The sequence below is a fragment of the Nocardia sp. NPDC049737 genome (assembly GCF_040674755.1).
Lineage (GTDB): Bacteria > Actinomycetota > Actinomycetes > Mycobacteriales > Mycobacteriaceae > Nocardia.
Genome location: NZ_JBFANH010000004.1, coordinates 234676 through 251978, shown reverse-complemented (window position 1 = coordinate 251978; position 17303 = coordinate 234676). Strand labels below are relative to the sequence as shown.

Genomic DNA, 17303 nt, shown 5'->3' with positions numbered 1-17303 from the left:
GGAGATCACCGGCTCGGGTGGCCATTCGTGGAAGGGCTCGCGCTCGCATGGCGTTGGCGGGAGTGAGAGTTCCATTTAGAGAATGGCAGGATCAGACCATGGCTGACCAGACCACCGCATCCGCGACCACCACCGCCGCCGCGACCGAGCCGACCACCCTGTGGGTCGAGCGCACAGGGACGAGGGCGTACACCGGTCGCAGTTCGCGCGGTGCCGAGGTATTGATCGCGTCGCAGGGCGTACCGGGAGCCTTCACCCCGGGTGAGCTGCTGAAGATCGCCCTGGCGGGCTGCTCCGGACTGAGCGCGGACTTCCCGCTTTCGCGCAAGCTAGGCGACACCTTCGACGCGACCATCCACGTCTCCGGCGACGCCGACCGCGAGAACGAGGTGTACCCGCAGCTCGACGAGGTGTTCGAGCTGGACCTCAGCGAATTGGACGAGCAGGCCCGCGAGCGACTGCTGGTCACCGTGCAGCGTGCCATCGACAAGGTCTGCACCGTCGGCCGGACGCTCAAGGCCGGTTCGAAGGTCACGCTGACATTCGATATCGACGCCATCGACGCGTGATGCCGGAAGCGGTTCGGCTCAGCGCATGGGTGCACGGCTACGTGCAGGGCGTCGGCTTCCGCTGGTGGACGCGCTCACGGGCGTTGGCACTCGGACTCGTCGGACACGCCACCAATGCCCGCGACGGTCGGGTGCATGTGGTGGCCGAAGGTCCGCGACCCGCATGCGAAATGTTGCTGGATCTTCTGCGTTCTGGAGATACTCCTGGTCGGGTCGACCTTGTTGTGGAAAGCTGGGAACCCGCGCGGGGAGATTTGTCCGGATTCGAGGAGCGGTAGTGGTTTCGACGACCGAGCGATGTGATCGTTGAGTACGGGAGGTCCGGGGGCGGGAGACGACGCGGGACGGACTCAGCCCGATCCGGAGCCGGGGTCGTCGAAGCCTGACGTGCCCGAGTCCGGCGGGTACGCGGGGTTTGAAAGCACGCCATCGCAACCGTTTTCGCCGGGGAGTGGGGCCCACTCGGCGGGTGCCGAGGCTGGTCCTGCAAGTCCTGGGTCTGACGCGGCCGGTGGCGGCTCTGGTTCGCAGGATGGCGGGGCTGGTTCGCCGGGCGACGGGCCGGTTCAGCCCGGCGCCGAGCCGCGGCGGTTCAGTAGCCCGCCGCAAAGGGGCAGTATCCAGCGGCAAGAGCCCGGTATCACCCAGCCGCGCCCGCCGACGGTGGCGGAGGCGCGGGCGCGTGACAAGGCACGTAAGCGCGCCGAGGAGGCCGAGCGGGCCGCGACGGCGGCCGCCGAGCAAAAGAAACGCACTCGCAAGCGCGTGCTCATCGGCGGTGTCGCCATTGTCGGTGTCGCGGGTTTGGTCGGGGGCGGTTATCTCGCATACCGCGCGCTCACCAAACCCGATCAGGTGACCGCCTATTGCACCGTGATCGATCAGAACGGTCAGGAGGTCACCGCGCCCGACGACGACTGCGAGGTCGCCTCGACCGCCGTCGGATCCGGGACGACCGGAGCGTACACCGGTAGCAACGGGATCTTCATCTACAACGGGCACCAGTACCGCTACTACTACGGTGGCAACAACACCGTCGGCAAACCGCCGACCGGCGGAACTACGGTGCAGCCCAAGGGCGCTCAGATCGCGACCAAGAGCGGCAGCACCATCACTCGCGGCGGTCTCGGCACCAGCAGCAAGAGCAGCGGGGGTTCGTAATGCGACGCGTGCGCGCTACGCCGCGGCCCGGCTGGCAGCAGATCATCGAGGGCCAGGGACTTGTCTACGGATCACCAGGCCGGGATGCGAGCGGTCTGCCACGGCCGTACTGGGATGAATCGGTGCGCTACGAGTTCGAGATGTCGGAGATCCTCGCGCTGGAGGCCGATGTCGAACTGCTGCATTCGATGTGCCTGAATGCCGTCGAGCATGTGGTACTCACCGAGCGGTACAAGGATTTCGGTCTGCCCGAATGGAGTTGGGGGCCGATCGCGGAATCCTGGAAGCGCAATGATCCGTACGTCTACGGGCGCTTCGATCTGCGCTATGACGCGCGCCGTCCGGCGAAACTGTTGGAGTACAACGCCGATACGCCGACTTCGCTGCTAGAGGCGGCAATTGTGCAGTGGCACTGGCTCACCGCGCTCTATCCCGATGGCGATCAGTGGAATTCCCTACACGAGAAGCTGGTCGAGCGCTGGACCGAGCTGCGCGACATCCTGCCCTCCGCGCAATTGCATTTCACCTGGTCCGGTGCGGACGCTACCGGTGAGGACAACGTCACCACCGCGTATATGCAGGAGACCGCCGCCGAGGCCGGATTCGACACCATCGCATTACCGATCGAGGACGTCGGATTCGACAGCGAGCTGGAGCGTTTCGTCGATCTGGCCGAGGGTTCGATCGATGCGATCTTCAAGCTCTATCCGTGGGAGTGGGTGCTCGACGACGATTTCGGTAAGCGTGTGGTCGCGAGCCTGCCGCAGACCATGTGGGTCGAGCCGCTGTGGAAGACCCTGCTGAGCAATAAGGCGATCCTCGCCATCCTGTGGGAAATGTATCCCGGGCATCCGAACCTATTGCCCGCCTACCTCGATCAGCCCAATGAGCTCACCGAATACATTAGAAAGCCGAAGCTCGGGCGCGAGGGTGCGAATATGACCATTGTCGGCGCGGGCCTGGAGACGGCCACCGGCGGGGTCTACGGCGAAGAGGGTTTCGTCTACCAATTGCTGGACCCGCTACCGGAATTCGACGATATGCGCCCGGTCCTCGGCGCTTGGATCGTCGGCGACAACGCGGCCGGACTCGGGATTCGTGAAACGGCCGGATTGATCACCGACGACGGCTCGGCCTTTGTCCCGCACCGTATTACGCAGTAGCAAACGCGACCTCACCTCGGAAGGATCACGATGACCGCAGTTGCCCTCGAATCGGGTTACTGGAACTCGCTCGGCACCGGCGTTGGAGCCATCGTCCTCTACGCCATTGTCGGCTTGGCCCTCATGCTCGTCGGCTTCTACGCCATCGATCTGACCACACCCGGCAAGCTGCGCGCGTTGGTCGCTGCGGGTAAACCGAATGCCATCATCGTCACGGCCGCGGGCATGGTCAGCATGGCCTTGATCGTGGTCCTGGCGACCTACGCCTCGGCGGGCAAACTCTCCGAGGGACTCATCGCGGCCAGCGTCTACGGGTTGGTCGGCATTATCGCGCAGGTGATCTCGGTGCGGGTCATCGAGCGCGCACTCGGCATCGATATAGGTGCGGCGCTGGCGTCCGATGTCTACACCACCGAGGTTCTCGTGGTAGCAGCCGCGCATTTCGCGCTCGGTCTGGTTGTCGCCTTCGCCATTCTGTAGTTGGCACCCGCCCGGAGGTCAGTTGTCGTAGGAGGCAACTCCTACGGGCCCAACCCCGAGACAGAGGGCGAGTCCTGGTGTGCGAGGACTGATTCGGAGCATGGACCCGCTACCGACCACTCGAACGTAGACCGTATTCAACCCTTCGCGAACCGGCGCACTCACGGGCTCGCCGTGTTCGAACGAGACAGTAATCCGTCCATCTTCGTTGGCCAGATAGTTGAGCTGCACGGTCCATTCATGCTCGAGCATCGGCCCATCCAACGGAATATCGCTCGGCTGCGGCCCCTGAATCCGATACCCACAGCCGGCCTCGGGCCCGGACACAATACTGCGATTCCACCAAACCGCCGCCTCGACAATCTCACCGCTATCAGTAATCATCCGCAACCGCGGAGTCGAATCAGCAAACGTAGTCGGCGTCGCGAGCGGCGCAAGCACCCGACTGACCAGATTCTGCGGATAAGCCGTCGGATTCAACACATCCCACGGCACCTCCTGCTCCAGCAACGGCACCCCATCACCCGCCGCCAACGCCCCCTTCACATTCGTCACATACGTCCTCGTCGGATTGACCCGCCAAGACTCCACAAACGACGCAGTAGACCAAAGACTGCTCACCAGAAACACCGCCCCCAACACAGCCGTAACCCGCAAACCGGGCACTAATACCGGTATCCGATTACCCATCCTGAGAATCCACCCGGTCACCCGACCACCGACGCCCCAAAGCACCGCACGGCCCCGCCCGCATGCCGCACCGGCCCCACTCCGCAAATGCGGCACACGCGCGAGATCGCGAAAACCGGTAAGTATTTCAGCGGTGCGGCCGTGCGTACCTGGAAGCAGATCCGAACCGTGGTCGCGCGGCTGGGCACGCAATATCAGCGCACCCGCGGCGGTCAACACCACCGCGATATCGGCGAAGTAGCGCAGGGACTGCATCAGCTCGCCGGCCGTGTTCGGTCCGCTGCGGGCCAATGCGACCGGCAGTTGGGCGACGAGCACGTACACCGCCGCTGTCACCCACACCGGCCCCACCCGGAGTCGGGCACGCAGCGAAAGCAGCACCAACGCGCACAATGCGACCCAAGCCGCCACGACAGCCCAACTCGGCGGATCCGCCCACGGCGTCGACGGTAGCCAGCGCTGCCAACTCCACGGTCCGCCGAACAGCGTCGGCACAATCCCCAATGACGTCGCGCCGGGCAATAAGTCACGCAATTCCGCCGGACTGGTGTGCACCGCCGAAACATCCACCACGATCAGATATCCGGCCAGCCAGCAGGCGATCACCACGCCCGACCCACCCCATAGCGCCGCCCCACGCCGCGCCACGACCCGCAGCGCGGATCCGACACCATCGACATGCCGAACGAGCGCCGCAACAGCGAATGCCGCGAACGGAACGATCACCGACTTCTCGAAAAAGAGCAGCGCCACCCCCAACACCACGACCCCTGATGCCGCATACCGTCGCTGCCCGGTCTCGACCAGCCGCACCGCATCAGTGATCACCCAAGCGAGCGCGAATTGCAGCGGCAGCGCATTGAGCGCGGCGGCCCACCACGCGAACGCCGGAAGCGTCAACGGACAGAACAGGTAAAACCCCAGCGGCACCAGAATCGCCCACCGCACCCCCGAAAGCACGACCAGCATCCGCACCACCGCCACCGAAGCCGCCAACTGCAACACCACCAGCGACACCACCGGCCCAGCCCACGTCAACGGTGCAATCGCAGTAACCACCCAAGCCGTAGCAAACGCCAACGGCATGAAATGCCCATCGTGGTTGTACAACAGCAAATCCGCCGACCACAGCGAATGACTCCCCGACCGACCCACCAAAATCAGATCATCCCAATAGAAGAACCCACTCCCCGCTGCCCACCCCCGAATCACCAACTGCACCACCACAAGACATACCGCCACCGCAAGCACACCCCGCCCCGCCCGAACCTCCCGCGCAGGCGCGAGGTCGACCCACTCCGGCACGGCGACGGTATCCATGTCACCCCACCGTAGTGTCACGCCCTAGCCGCGTGACAACTTCGCGCCGTGGACCGCGCGCCCTCTCCTGCCTGCGGTCGCGTTCTCCCGCGCCATGTACCGATTCGCCCGGCGAAATGTGCGCGACGCGTGAATCGGTGCGCGGGAGTGGCCGCCCAGATTGCGGGCAGGCGCAACACGCGCCTAGTTTGCGCGCGAAGTAGGCCACTGCCCGAGACTATCGGCACAACGGGTCAGGCACGGTCATGCGCCGAGGGCTCGGGCCAGGTGCGGCCAGGAATCGTGGAGGTCGGTTTCGAACTGGCCCCAGGTGTGTGAGCCTTCGGGGCGGTTGACATGGATGGCGGGGAGTCCGAGCTCGCTGAGTCGGTCCGCGAATGCATCCGTGCAGGAGCTGGCGATGGCCTCGACGGGCGGGAAGCCGAGTCCGCCTTCATCGATCGCGCCAGGGGTGCCGGTGGCGGCCGAAAGATAGATCGTCTTACCCGCCAACGCACTCGCATTGGCGAACGCATCGTGCATTCGCCAGATCCCTTGGCCCAGCTCACCCCACATATTCACCGGATTTGCCCCGCCGCGGATCACCTGCGCGCTGACCATCGCCACCCCGAGCGCATCCGACGTCCACGGACATCCGCTGTAGGCCGCCACCGCGCTGTACACATCGCGCGCCTGAATGGCCAGGTCCACTGCCGACCCGGCACTCATCGATACACCCGCGATCGCATTGCGTCCGGTGCTGCCGAGCCGGGTATCCAGAACAGCCGGGAGTTCCCGCGAGAGATAGGTCTGCCACCGGTTTCGGCCGACCACCGGATCGTCGCTGAGCCAATCGGTGTACATGCTGTATGCGCCGCCGATCGGCATCACCACGTTGACGTGTTTGTCGGCGAAGAACTGCCGGACATCCGTATCGTCCCACCACGAGATGCCATCGGTGCCACCACCGATTCCGGTGAGCAGATACAGCGTCGGCGCGGGCCCACCCGCCGCTCGAATCACCCTGTTGCTCACCACCCGATCCATAGCGGGGGAGTAGACGTCCACTCGCGAGACCGAGCCGTCCAGCGGCGTCTCACCGACCACTTGCGGCGCCGCCAGCGCAGGCCGAACGGATATGACAGAAATCGCAAAACCGGCCACCAGCACACTCACGAGCGAGGCCAAATACCTTGAAGCCCTCACGATCCCGTAATACCACCGAAGATCAATGCGCAAACCCAATGCGTCCCAACCTCTTCGGGATGCTCACCGAAACTTCCCGCAACGCCACCAAGGCCCAAGGGCTCAGTCGCCGGCCGCCGGATCGAAGGCTTTTCGCGCTGGGCGTCGTCACTCGAAAGCCCGCTCGCTCAGAGTATTCCGACGGCTGGATCCCTGACCATGGCGATTGTCAGTTGGTGTGGCGTCCGAAGCGGCCCGATTCGAAACCGGCCAGCATGCGGAAGGCGAGTACGGCGCCCCATGGGCCGATGACCCAGATCGGCCACGGGTAGGTGAATTCGCCGACGCTGATCGAGATCGCGGCCCAGATGGTGAGCACGAGCACGCTCACACCGAGCCACGAGGTACCTTCGATCTGCTGCCAGATCGGGAAGCGGTTCATCGAGTTCTTCTGTGTGGCAGACTCTTTCGGCAATTTTGGCAGATCCGAGAGAACTAGCTGCAGATCGTCGCGAACGCCGGTCTCGTAGACGCGGGCGACGCGCTGATCGTATTCGGCGAGGTCGATCCGACCGTCGGCCATGTGCCGTCCGAGCAGCCGCACAACCTTCTCGCGCTCCGCATCGGAGGCCCGAGTACCAGGCGAGATTTCCATGTCCAGTTCCTAACGACTAGGTCCATATTCCACATTGGAAGGTGACCTCAGCGTGCACCCTCCAATGTGGAATGTCAAGCGGTGTGCTGCGGAATGGGGCCGGGCTGGCCATCGCTGCGGCATCCGAGATTCCAGCCGCCGTAGCCCCGACGAACTCTGCTCTGCGTTCAGCTGATCACTTGTGGCCTGGTCTGCTCGCTCCGTCGCCTCAGCACAAATGAGCCTGGGTTCGGCTGCCGCCACATCAATGAGCTGGGCTACCCGGTGTGCAGCCTATGATCTGCGATGACGCCGACCAGGTTGCTCGTCTCGCCGCTGCGCCTGTTGTTCGCGCTGGTCGGGCGGGGGCGGTTCGCTGGGGTGTGCACCGGATAGCACGTGCCGATGCGCGCCGGAACTTTTGTCCCGGGGCCAGCCGGTGGTTTCGCGGAAATCCGCCGCTTGTGCCCTGTAACGGGTGGCTGGGGGTTCGTTCCAGTGACTACTCGAGGGCTCGGATTGCCGTGGATCCGCAGGGGTCCTGCGGCGGGCATGCGTTGGTGTGCCTGGTTCGTATGGTGGTTGCTCAGGATGTCGGGTCGCTGGTGCGCCACGGCGGGCGGCTGATGGATCCACCCTGTTATCGGGCGATGCTTCGTAGCGGGGTGTGCCCGATCGTCCGGTTGGGCGTGCTGGCGGATCGTCCCACTGATCGCTCGATGGTGCGTCCCAGCCGTCACTTGGTGCGGCGTCCGAGCGATCACTCGGTGTTCTGCCCGCATGAGCCTCCGGCTGTGCCTCCCACCGATCCTTTGCTCTGCGGCGGGTGTGCGACGGCTGGCCGCGGCCTCCGGCTGGTGGTTCGTCGGGGCGCTTCGCTGAGGTCCGAGGATCTTGACGGGCCGATGTCCGGCGTCGGGTGGGGACCGGCGGGGCTTGGTCGGGTGGTGGTTCGCGGCGGCTTGATCGGGTGGGCCGAGGCGAGTCCACGTCGGGGTTACGGTGAGTGTTCGATAGCTGGTGTGCCCCAATGGTTTCGCGGGACGGGGCGGGTCGGGAAGCATCGGGACCGACCACGGGCAGCTTCCGGGTAATGCGGTGGGAAGTGTCGCCGCGTTCCCGGAAGGCGGCGGGGATGCCCTGGTTGTACAGCCAGGCGCCGGGGTCGTAGCGTTCGTGGCGGTCCAGGTCGGGTGCGGTGTGTTCGAGGAGGTCGAGCAGGTCGCCCCGGCCGCCGCCGAGGGCGGTGCGGATGGCAGGGAAGGTGGAGGCCCGGAAGGCCCAGTCCCATTCGTATGCCGGATGGGCGCCGCTGGTGTCGTGTCCGTGGAAGACGAGATCGCCGGAGCGGGTGATGCGGGCTCGCACCGTTATGCCGTCGGATTCGATATGGAAACCGCGGATATCGGTGCGGGCGCGAGTGGCGGCGTGGTCGGCGGCCTTCACCTCGAACCAGGCGGTTGTCAGGCCGGTGAGCGCGAATCCGGTGGCCACGGCGACCTGCACCCAGACATCGGAAAGGTCGCTGTTTCGACTGACCTCGCAGGCGTACAGAAACACCAGGCTCCCCACGACCAGCGTCGCGATGCGTGTCAGCCGCAGCGTCGTCGCATGACGGATTAGACCGAGCAAGGTGCTGGTCTTGTCCGATGACATGCTGTGCACTTCCGAACTAAGGTTCCGCTGGCGAATCAGACTGGATCGTATGCGCCCGAGCAGCCCGGCGATACTGCAAGCACAAACCGGTCAGTCCGGCGTAGTCGGTAGCGTCTGCCAAGTCGACACAGGGTCACCGACCACGCGGCCAGCGTCGGCTACTCCATCCGCACCCTCGACCGCCTGGCCAGGGAGAACACCGGCCACAGCGCCGAAGACACCCCTCGTTCAGCGAACCATCCTGGAAGCCAAGCGGTTGCTGATCCGCGCACCGGACTTGGTCACCGAATGCGCCGACTCCTCCGGAGTACTTCCGTCAGTGCGAGAACCGAACCTCAACCACCGTCACCGCATGCTGAACGCCCGACGTGCGAACACCGACAAGGGGTGCGAAACTGACGCGCGGCCAGCAAATGTGGGGCACACGAAATGCCGGACATCGGGCGCGGAGTCGATAACCTACGGAGGTGGCCGAGCGGTGTCCGCCCGCTTACGGGGTAACCGATGCTCGGCGGATACCATGGCTGGTCGCCTTATGGGACGACGAATTGTCCGACCACCGCGCAGGGAAGGGTCGTCGAATTTGCACCTGAAGAGTCTGACGTTGAAGGGTTTCAAGTCCTTCGCGTCCGCGACGACCTTGCGTTTCGAGCCGGGCATCACCTGTGTGGTCGGCCCGAACGGTTCGGGTAAGTCGAATGTCGTCGATGCGCTCACCTGGGTGATGGGCGAACAGGGTGCGAAAGCGCTGCGCGGCGGCAAGATGCAGGACGTCATCTTCGCCGGTACCACCGGACGCGCACCGCTCGGTCGCGCCGAGGTCACGCTCACCATCGACAACTCCGACGGTGCGCTGCCGATCGACTACGCCGAGGTCTCCATCACCCGGCGCATGTTCCGTGACGGCGCGGGTGAATACGAGATCAACGGCAGCTCCTGCCGGCTGATGGATGTGCAGGAACTGCTCAGCGACTCCGGCATCGGCCGGGAAATGCACGTCATCGTCGGACAGGGCCAACTCTCGGCCATTCTGGAATCACGTCCCGAGGACCGCCGCGCCTTCGTGGAAGAGGCGGCCGGTGTGCTCAAGCACCGCAAGCGCAAGGAGAAGGCGGTCCGCAAACTGGAGGCGATGCAGGCTAACCTCGCCCGCCTCACCGACCTCACCACCGAGCTGCGCCGCCAACTCAAACCGCTCGGCAGACAGGCCGAGGTGGCCCGCCGCGCCCAGACCGTACAGGCCGACCTGCGCGACGCGCGCCTGCGTCTGGCCGCCGACGACCTGGTCACCCGGCGCAACGAGTTGGAGAGTCAGCAGAGCAAAGAGGCGTACGCGCGCGAGCAGCAGATCACCGTGCAGACCGAACTCGATGCCGCCAATGCCGCACTGGCACAGCAGGAATTCCAGCTGTCCCGACTGACCCCGAGCGCCGAGGCCGCCGCGCAGATCTGGTTCCAGCTGTCCGCGCTGGCCGAGCGGGTCAATGCCACCATCCGCATCGCGGGCGACCGAGCCCGCAATCTGCACACCGAAATGCCCGTCGGCAGCGGACGCGATCCGGAGCAGCTCGAGGCCGAGGCCGAACGTGTGGAGGCCGAGGAGGCCGAACTGCGCGAGACCGTCGAAATCGCGACCGAAACCCTGGAAGCCGCGCGCGAGGCGCTCGCCGAACGCGAGCAGGCCGCGAAGGCCGCCGAGCAGGCGCATCTGGCCGCGGTGCGCGCTATCGCAGATCGGCGCGAGGGTCTCGCCCGGCTCTCGGGTCAGGTCGAAACCCTGCGCACCCGATCGCAGTCGGTGGACGCGGAAATCACCCGGCTCACCGTCGCGATCGGCGAGGCCCGCCAGCGCGGCGAGGCGGCCAAGGCCGAATTCGAAACGGTCCAGGGCGAACTCGGTGAACTCGAGGCCGGGGAGACCGGTCTGGACGCCCAGCATGAGCATGCGGTGCAGGCCCTCGAACTCGCCGATCAGCGTGTCACCGAACTGCGCGAACAGGATCGCGACGCCAGCAAGCGGGTCGCCTCGCTGAGCGCCCGCATCGAAGCATTGGGCATGGGTCTGGCGCGCAGGGACGGCGCGGCCTGGCTGGTCGAGAATCGCGCGCAGGGCCTGCTCGGCCCGCTCTCCGGGCTGATCCGGGTGCACGGTGGTTTCGAGGCCGCGGTCGCCGCGACGCTCGGCCCGCTCGCCGACGCCGTGGCGGCCGATACCGGGGATTCCGCACACGCCGCGATGCGGGCGCTGAAGGAAGCCGATGGTGGTCGCGTCGCGCTCGTCTTCGATGCCGCGAGTGCGCCGATCGCGTCGAACGGTGCGCTGCCCGGCGGGGCGCGCTGGCTGGTCGAGGTGGTCGACGCACCGGACAACGTACGCAGTGCCATTGCCGCGCTGACCGCCGGTGTCGCCGTGGTCGACGATCTCGCCGCCGCCACCGAACTGGTCCGGGCCAGGCCGGAACTGCGCGTGGTCACCCGCGACGGTGATCTCACCGGAACCGGTTGGGTGCTCGGCGGATCCGATCGCGCACCGAGTCAGCTGGAGATCCAGGCCGATATCGATACCGCAAAGGCCGATCTGGTCGCTGCGCAACGCCGCGCCGAGGAGCTGGAGGCGGCCCTTTCCGGTGCACTTGCCGAACAAGCCGACCGCAAGGATGCCGTCGACCAGGCACTGCTCGCACTGCACGAATCGGATCAGGCGCTGGTTGTTATCTACGACCGTCTGGGCAGGCTCGGCGAGGTGGCACGCACCGCCCAATCCGATATCGACCGGCTCACCGGCCAGCGCGCGGAAACCGAGTCGGGCCGGGAAGAGGCGTTGGCGGCACTGGCCGATCTCGAAGAACGGCTGCGCCGCACCGAACTCGAATCCGAGGTCGACGACGACGGTATGGGCGCGGCGGGCACCGAATCCGCCGGACGCGACCGTGAGGAAGCCGCCGCCGCACTTGCCGAGGCACGGTCCATGGAGGTGGAGGCCCGCCTGGCAGTGCGCACCTCCGAGGAACGCGCGGAATCGGTTCGCGGCAAGGCGGATTCGCTGCGCCGGGCGGCCCGCGCCGAACGTGAGACCAGGGCCCGCGCCGAACGTGCACAGGCCGCGCGCAGGCAGGCCGCCGAAGTCGCTGCCGCCGTTGCCGAATCCGGCGCCAAGGTCGCCGCCGAACTGGAATCGGTTGTGGCGCAAGCGGGTGCACGCCGTGATGAACTGGTGCGCCGCCGCACCGAATGCGCCACCCAGGTCGAACATATCAAGGAGCGGGTCCGCGCGCTGACCACCCAGCTCGCCCAACTCACCGACGCTGTGCACCGCGACGAGGTCGCCAAAGCCCAAGCGGCACTGCGCATCGAGCAGATCGAGGCGACCATCGCCGAACAGTTCGGCATCGCACTGTCCGATCTCATCGCCGAATACGGTCCGGATGTGCCGATGCCGCCATCGGATCTGGAATGGCAGGAGTACGAGCAGGCCAAGGAGCGCGGCGAACAGGTGACCGCGCCCGCGCCGATGCCGTTCGACCGCAAGTCCCAGGAGCGCCGCGCCAAGCGCGCCGAGAAGGACCTCGCCACCCTCGGCAAGGTGAATCCCCTTGCGCTGGAAGAGTTCGCGGCGCTCGAGGAGCGCTACAACTTCCTCGCTACCCAACTCGAGGACGTCAAGAATGCGCGCAAGGACCTGCTGGATGTGGTCGCGGAAGTCGACGCGCGCATCCTGCAGGTGTTCACCGAGGCCTACGAGGATGTCGAGCGCGAATTCGTCGGCGTCTTCGCGAAACTGTTCCCTGGCGGCGAGGGCAGGCTGGTGCTCACCGATCCCTCGGACATGCTGACCACCGGCATCGAGGTGGAGGCGCGTCCGCCCGGTAAGAAGGTCAAGCGACTGTCGCTGCTGTCCGGTGGTGAGAAGTCGCTTACCGCGGTTGCCCTGCTGGTGGCCATCTTCCGCGCGCGCCCCTCACCGTTCTACGTGATGGACGAGGTCGAGGCCGCGCTGGACGATACCAATCTGCGCCGCCTCATCGGCCTGTTCGAGCAGTTGCGGGAGAAGAGTCAGCTGATCGTCATCACCCACCAGAAGCCGACCATGGAGATCGCCGACGCCCTCTACGGCGTCAGCATGCGCGGTGACGGCATTACCCAGGTGATCAGTCAGCGGCTGCGCGGGGAGACCCTGACCCCGGTCGGCGCGGCCAGCTGAACCCAGGGCTCTTCGGGATCCGTACGTGCGCGCCCAGTGCGGATCCCGACGACCTCGGTCAGTGTGAAGTGGCCAAGCGGTCGCTGTCCTGTTGGGCCTTGATCTTGGCAGCACCGGTTGTGGTGAGCCAGGATTCGAGGGTGTTGAGGGCGGGGTAGATTTCCCGGAGCGCGGGGATGTCTGCGCGCCAGCCGCCGCCGGATTCGTGCAGCAGCCGCCAGGTATTGCCGATCTGTTCGCCGAGGGCATCGGCTTCGGCCTCGGTGACCTCGTGGTAGCGCACCGGATATCCGGTGGCCCGGGTGATCGCGGCCAGGGCCGCGACGGGAGTGATTGCGTCACCGGCCAATTCGAGGGTTCGGCCGTGGAAACGATCCGGGTCGGCGAAGGCCAGTGCGGCGAAGGCCGCGATATCATCGATCGCGATCATCTGCAACGGCCGGTCCGCAGCGAACAGGTGCTTGTGTACGCCGTCGATGATGCCGTCGACCGGACTGCCACGCATGATGTAGTTCTCCATGAAACGCACCGGACGCAACAGGGTGTAGCGCGATCCGCTGGCCGCCGCCGCATCCTCGATGCTTTTCTTTCCGGCCTGGCCCCAGGCGGCGTCGTCGGTCATCGAGGCGACACCGGTGAAGACGATCTGTTCGACCCCCGCGCGCTCGGCCGCATCGATCACCGCGATGCCGCGAGTGGCTTCCAGATCGGCCTGCCAACCGTTCGGTCCGAAAGCGGCTGGCGGCACGAGGAATACGCCGCGCGCTCCGGCAACGGCCGCGTCCAGCGTTGCGGGGGTGTCGAAGTCACCGGTCACCAATTCGGCACCGGCGTCGGCCAATGCGCGGGCCGCGGGGGCCTGCGGATCGCGGACCAGCGCGCGCACCGCGATACCGTCGGCCAGCAGTCGGCGCGCGGTCGCGCCGCCCTGCTTGCCGGTCGCGCCGGTGACCAGGATGGGATTCTGCTGAAGGGGCATGCTCGCCTTCTCTGCTCGATACAATCGGGTCGGATAACCCGTATTCGGACGATATGGGTGCGCTCATCCAGTTGGCCAGGTCCAGGAACGGAAGACCGTAACGAAATGTCTGCTTCGCTATCCACTCCAGCGCCGTCGGTAGTCGCCGCGCGGGCCGATGCCCGCCGCAATCGCGCGCTGGTGCTGGCCGCCGCGCAGCGCGCTTTCGCCGAACAGGGCATCTCGGTGTCGCTGGCCGAGGTCGCCCGCAGGGCCGGGGTGGGCGCGGGCACCGTCTATCGGCATTTCCCCACGAAAACCGATCTGCTGGAAGCGGTTATGCAACAGCGCGTCGACCGGCTCGCGACACTGGCCGCCGAATATCTCGACGCGCCGGATCCCGGTGCCGCGTTCTTCGCGGTCTGCACCGACGTGGTCATGTCGTCCCCGCGTAGCCAGGCGCTCTGCGATATGGTCCAGTCCGATGACGGCTGGCCGAAGGCACTGCTTCGCGGCGCGGGCGACCGCTTCCATCATGCGCTCGGCGCGCTGCTGACCGCCGCGCAGCGCCAAGGTTCGGTCCGTGCCGATATCGAAATCGCCGATGTACTGGACATTTTCACGGGATGCGTCGCGATCCAACGACGTCAGCGACCCGGCGGACCGATGATTCGGGCTGTCGCGATCATGCTCGATGCCATGCGCGCGAACTCCGTAACGAAACCTGATTCGGAGGTCAAGCTACGTAACGAAACCGGTGTGCGTAACGAAACTCCGCACTGTCCGATATGCGGTACCGAGATCCGTTCCACCGGCACTGGCCGCCCGGCCCGATACTGCTCAGCGGCGTGCCGTCAGAAGGCGCACCGCCAACGAACCACCCGCGCCGCGCTAGCCGAGGCGGCCTTGCTGCGATAATTCGGATTCCGCCCAGCGACCGTCTGCCCGGGACGGGACGTTCTGGGCAGACGGTCGGCAAAAGGGCGGGGAGTTAGAGCAGATCGCTCACGTCGTCCGGTACGTCGACAGCGTATTTGCGCAAAATGTCCATCGAGATCACTTCCAGGGCGTTTTCATGGGTGGCCGCAAGCACCACGGGCGCGGCGACACCGTCCTCGTGGGCGTGCAACCAGCGCACGGCCACCACGCACCACCGGTCTCCCGGCTGCAGGCCCGGGAAGTTGTTCTCCGGGCGCGGCGTACTCAGATCGTTGCCGATGGACGCCTGGTGTTCGAGAAATTCGGCCGTGACGACGGTGCACACGGTATGGCTGCCCAGATCCTCCGGCCCGGTACTGCAGCAGCCGTCCCGGTAGAAGCCGGTGAGAGGATCGGTGCCGCACTCTTCCAGCGGCCCCCCAAGCACGTTTCGATCGGTCACGTCGCCGATACTATTGTCCCATCGCGAGAAGTTCCGCAGGACAAGAAATCTCGGGGGTTGTGTGTTGGGTCCAGGACGCTGTGGTAAGGCGAAGGACCTGCTTCTGCAAGGATGGTCGGCGTGAGTTCCGAAGCCTGGATCCTGATCGCCGCTGTCGCCGCCCTGCTGGTGGTGGCGTTCGTCGCCGGATTCGTCCTGTACAAGCGCCGTCGCATCACGCTGACGGCGCCCACCGCCGAGAAAGAAGTGACCGACCGGTCGGGTGGATACGCGGCCTCCGGTGGCTTCAACTTCAGTCAGGGCGGCACGGCCACCGCGACACGCCCGGAGCCGCCCGCACCGATCGAGCGAACCGATACCGAGGGGCAGCCGCACGTCGGCGATGACGCGGCGATTCCGCGTGACGCGCCGAAGCGTGGCATTACCAATGTGCCGCTGCCCGAGGGCGATGTCGAAACCGCGGAGTCCGCGCCGATCGAAACCGACGGCGCGGCCACCACGGCCGAATCCGCAACGGCCACGTCCGATTCGGATACCGCGGTCGAATCGGACGAGACGACCGCCGAACCCGGAACCGCCCCGCCCACCAGTGCCGATGGCGCCGCGCCTGCGGCGAGCATCACCTCCGCGGACACCGGAACCGCCGCACCCGCGGACACCACCGCACCGACGGACACCACCGCACCGACGGACACCACCGCACCGACGGACACAAAACCGGCCCCTCCTGCGGACACCACCCCGCGCGCAGCCACGCCGCCAACCCCCGACAAGCCCTCCGTAGAAACCGCCCCCGAACCCACAGCCGCCGACGCGGCCACGACCCCCGCCCTCGAGGAAATCGAGCCGACCGCGGGCCGCCTGGTGCGCCTGCGCGGCCGCCTGTCCCGTTCGCAGAACGCGGTCGGCAAGAGCCTGCTCGGCCTGCTCGGCGGCGGCGACCTCGATGACGATTCCTGGGAAGAGGTAGAGGACACCCTGGTCCTCGCCGATCTGGGCACCGCGAGCACCGCGGCGGTGGTGGAGCGGCTGCGCGAGGAGATGGCCGCGCGCAGCGTCCGCGATACCGAACAGGCTCGCGCCGTGCTGCGCGAGGTGTTGATCGAGGCGCTACGTCCCGAACTCGACCGCTCGGTGCGGGCACTCCCGCACGACGATCACCCGTCGATCCTGCTGGTTGTCGGTGTCAACGGCACCGGCAAGACCACCACGACCGGCAAACTCGCGCGCGTACTGGTCGCCGACGGCCGCCGGGTCCTGCTCGGCGCCGCTGACACCTTCCGCGCTGCCGCCGCTGATCAGCTACAGACTTGGGGTGAGCGCGTCGGTGCGGATACGGTTCGTGGCAGGGAGGGCGCGGACCCGGCTGCTGTCGCCTTCGACGCGGTCAGCGCGGGTATCGAGGGCGGCGTCGACGTCGTCATGATCGATACGGCCGGTCGGCTGCACACCAAGACCGGTCTGATGGACGAGCTCGGCAAGGTCAAGCGCGTTGTAGAGAAGAAGGCCGTGGTCGACGAGGTCCTGCTCGTCTTGGATGCCACCGTCGGACAGAACGGCCTCATGCAGGCGCGTGTCTTCGCGGAGGTCGTCGATATCACCGGCGTCGTGCTCACCAAACTGGACGGAACGGCCAAGGGCGGCATCGTCTTCCAAGTGCAGCACGAACTCGGTGTTCCGGTGAAGCTGGTCGGTCTCGGCGAGGGCGCCGACGACCTGGCTCCCTTTGAACCCGCCGCCTTCGTGGACGCGTTGCTCGGCTAGTTCCGCAACCACCGATCCTCCCTCTCGGAAGCAGCTGTCGGTTTGCTCCGACACCCATCGCACACCTGCGATGAAACGTCTGTGTACGCCAGGAAACGTGGTAGCAACACAACTGCCCCAGGCGTTCACTTAGGCGAAACACAGCATCATCACGGATGAAAC

General features: G+C 66.2%; 14 protein-coding genes. 8 read left to right on the top strand and 6 right to left on the bottom strand.

Going from position 1 to position 17303, the window contains the following annotated elements; all coding sequences use genetic code 11:
* The first annotated feature begins 98 nt into the window (after positions 1–98).
* From AB0J47_RS07940 to AB0J47_RS07920, 5 genes are all read left to right on the top strand, one after another.
* The gene (locus tag AB0J47_RS07940; protein ID WP_364341774.1) at positions 99–569 is read left to right on the top strand and encodes an OsmC family protein; all 471 of its coding nucleotides are present in this window, start codon (positions 99–101) and stop codon (positions 567–569) included.
* Positions 569–847 carry an acylphosphatase gene (locus tag AB0J47_RS07935; RefSeq protein ID WP_364341772.1) on the top strand — a complete coding sequence of 93 codons (279 nt, stop codon included), beginning with the start codon at positions 569–571 and terminating at the stop codon, positions 845–847. Before AB0J47_RS07940 ends, AB0J47_RS07935 begins: the two co-directional genes overlap by 1 nt.
* A gap of 340 nt (positions 848–1187) precedes the next feature.
* Entirely contained in the window at positions 1188–1730 is a 543-nt protein-coding gene (locus tag AB0J47_RS07930; protein WP_364342040.1) for a hypothetical protein, read from the top strand.
* Positions 1730–2893, top strand: a complete 1164-nt coding sequence (locus tag AB0J47_RS07925) for a glutathionylspermidine synthase family protein (protein ID WP_364341770.1) — start codon at positions 1730–1732, stop codon at positions 2891–2893. The genes AB0J47_RS07930 and AB0J47_RS07925 overlap by 1 nt, the downstream gene beginning before the upstream one ends.
* A 30-nt stretch (positions 2894–2923) precedes the next feature.
* Complete coding sequence (locus AB0J47_RS07920) at positions 2924–3373, top strand: DUF350 domain-containing protein (protein WP_063042863.1); 450 nt, start codon at positions 2924–2926, stop codon at positions 3371–3373.
* Positions 3374–3391: 18 nt separating this feature from the next.
* Here the strand turns inward: AB0J47_RS07920 and AB0J47_RS07915 are convergent, their stop codons facing one another.
* The 4 genes from AB0J47_RS07915 to AB0J47_RS07900 all read right to left on the bottom strand — a co-directional run bounded on the left by AB0J47_RS07915 (position 3392) and on the right by AB0J47_RS07900 (position 8837).
* Entirely contained in the window at positions 3392–5383 is a 1992-nt protein-coding gene (locus AB0J47_RS07915; RefSeq protein WP_364341767.1) for a hypothetical protein, read from the bottom strand.
* A gap of 243 nt (positions 5384–5626) precedes the next feature.
* Entirely contained in the window at positions 5627–6532 is a 906-nt protein-coding gene (locus tag AB0J47_RS07910) for an alpha/beta hydrolase family protein (RefSeq protein WP_364342038.1), read from the bottom strand.
* 244 nt (positions 6533–6776) lie between these two features.
* Positions 6777–7202, bottom strand: coding sequence for a DUF1707 domain-containing protein (locus tag AB0J47_RS07905; protein WP_364341765.1), 426 nt, complete (start codon positions 7200–7202; stop codon positions 6777–6779).
* Positions 7203–7475: 273 nt separating this feature from the next.
* A complete protein-coding gene (locus AB0J47_RS07900) occupies positions 7476–8837 on the bottom strand; it encodes a hypothetical protein (protein WP_364341763.1) in 1362 nt (453 codons plus the stop codon).
* A gap of 583 nt (positions 8838–9420) precedes the next feature.
* Here AB0J47_RS07900 and smc point away from each other — a divergent pair.
* Complete coding sequence (smc, locus tag AB0J47_RS07895; protein WP_364341760.1) at positions 9421–13038, top strand: chromosome segregation protein SMC; 3618 nt, start codon at positions 9421–9423, stop codon at positions 13036–13038.
* Positions 13039–13096: 58 nt separating this feature from the next.
* Here the strand turns inward: smc and AB0J47_RS07890 are convergent, their stop codons facing one another.
* Positions 13097–14017 (bottom strand): NmrA family NAD(P)-binding protein, encoded by a 921-nt coding sequence (locus tag AB0J47_RS07890; RefSeq protein WP_364341758.1) that lies wholly within the window; start codon positions 14015–14017, stop codon positions 13097–13099.
* A 105-nt stretch (positions 14018–14122) separates the two neighbouring features.
* On the opposite strand from AB0J47_RS07890, the gene AB0J47_RS07885 reads away from it, so the two are divergent.
* Positions 14123–14914 (top strand): helix-turn-helix domain-containing protein, encoded by a 792-nt coding sequence (locus tag AB0J47_RS07885; RefSeq protein ID WP_364341756.1) that lies wholly within the window; start codon positions 14123–14125, stop codon positions 14912–14914.
* A 73-nt stretch (positions 14915–14987) separates the two neighbouring features.
* On the opposite strand, the gene AB0J47_RS07880 is transcribed toward AB0J47_RS07885, so the two are convergent.
* Positions 14988–15377, bottom strand: a complete 390-nt coding sequence (locus AB0J47_RS07880; protein WP_019048221.1) for a DUF2237 domain-containing protein — start codon at positions 15375–15377, stop codon at positions 14988–14990.
* Positions 15378–15497: 120 nt separating this feature from the next.
* On the opposite strand from AB0J47_RS07880, the gene ftsY reads away from it, so the two are divergent.
* The gene (gene ftsY, locus AB0J47_RS07875; RefSeq protein WP_364341753.1) at positions 15498–17141 is read left to right on the top strand and encodes a signal recognition particle-docking protein FtsY; all 1644 of its coding nucleotides are present in this window, start codon (positions 15498–15500) and stop codon (positions 17139–17141) included.
* The last annotated feature ends 162 nt before the right edge of the window (positions 17142–17303 follow it).

What these genes read in the sequence shown, in the direction of transcription:
- AB0J47_RS07940 (WP_364341774.1), top strand. Translation starts at nt 99, where the DNA reads ATGGCTGACCAGACCACCGCATCCGCGACCACCACCGCCGCCGCGACC.
- AB0J47_RS07935 (WP_364341772.1), top strand. Translation starts at nt 569, where the DNA reads ATGCCGGAAGCGGTTCGGCTCAGCGCATGGGTGCACGGCTACGTGCAG.
- AB0J47_RS07925 (WP_364341770.1), top strand. Translation starts at nt 1,730, where the DNA reads ATGCGACGCGTGCGCGCTACGCCGCGGCCCGGCTGGCAGCAGATCATC.
- AB0J47_RS07920 (WP_063042863.1), top strand. Translation starts at nt 2,924, where the DNA reads ATGACCGCAGTTGCCCTCGAATCGGGTTACTGGAACTCGCTCGGCACC.
- AB0J47_RS07915 (WP_364341767.1), bottom strand. Translation starts at nt 5,383, where the DNA reads ATGGATACCGTCGCCGTGCCGGAGTGGGTCGACCTCGCGCCTGCGCGG.
- AB0J47_RS07905 (WP_364341765.1), bottom strand. Translation starts at nt 7,202, where the DNA reads ATGGAAATCTCGCCTGGTACTCGGGCCTCCGATGCGGAGCGCGAGAAG.
- AB0J47_RS07900 (WP_364341763.1), bottom strand. Translation starts at nt 8,837, where the DNA reads ATGTCATCGGACAAGACCAGCACCTTGCTCGGTCTAATCCGTCATGCG.
- AB0J47_RS07890 (WP_364341758.1), bottom strand. Translation starts at nt 14,017, where the DNA reads ATGCCCCTTCAGCAGAATCCCATCCTGGTCACCGGCGCGACCGGCAAG.
- AB0J47_RS07885 (WP_364341756.1), top strand. Translation starts at nt 14,123, where the DNA reads ATGTCTGCTTCGCTATCCACTCCAGCGCCGTCGGTAGTCGCCGCGCGG.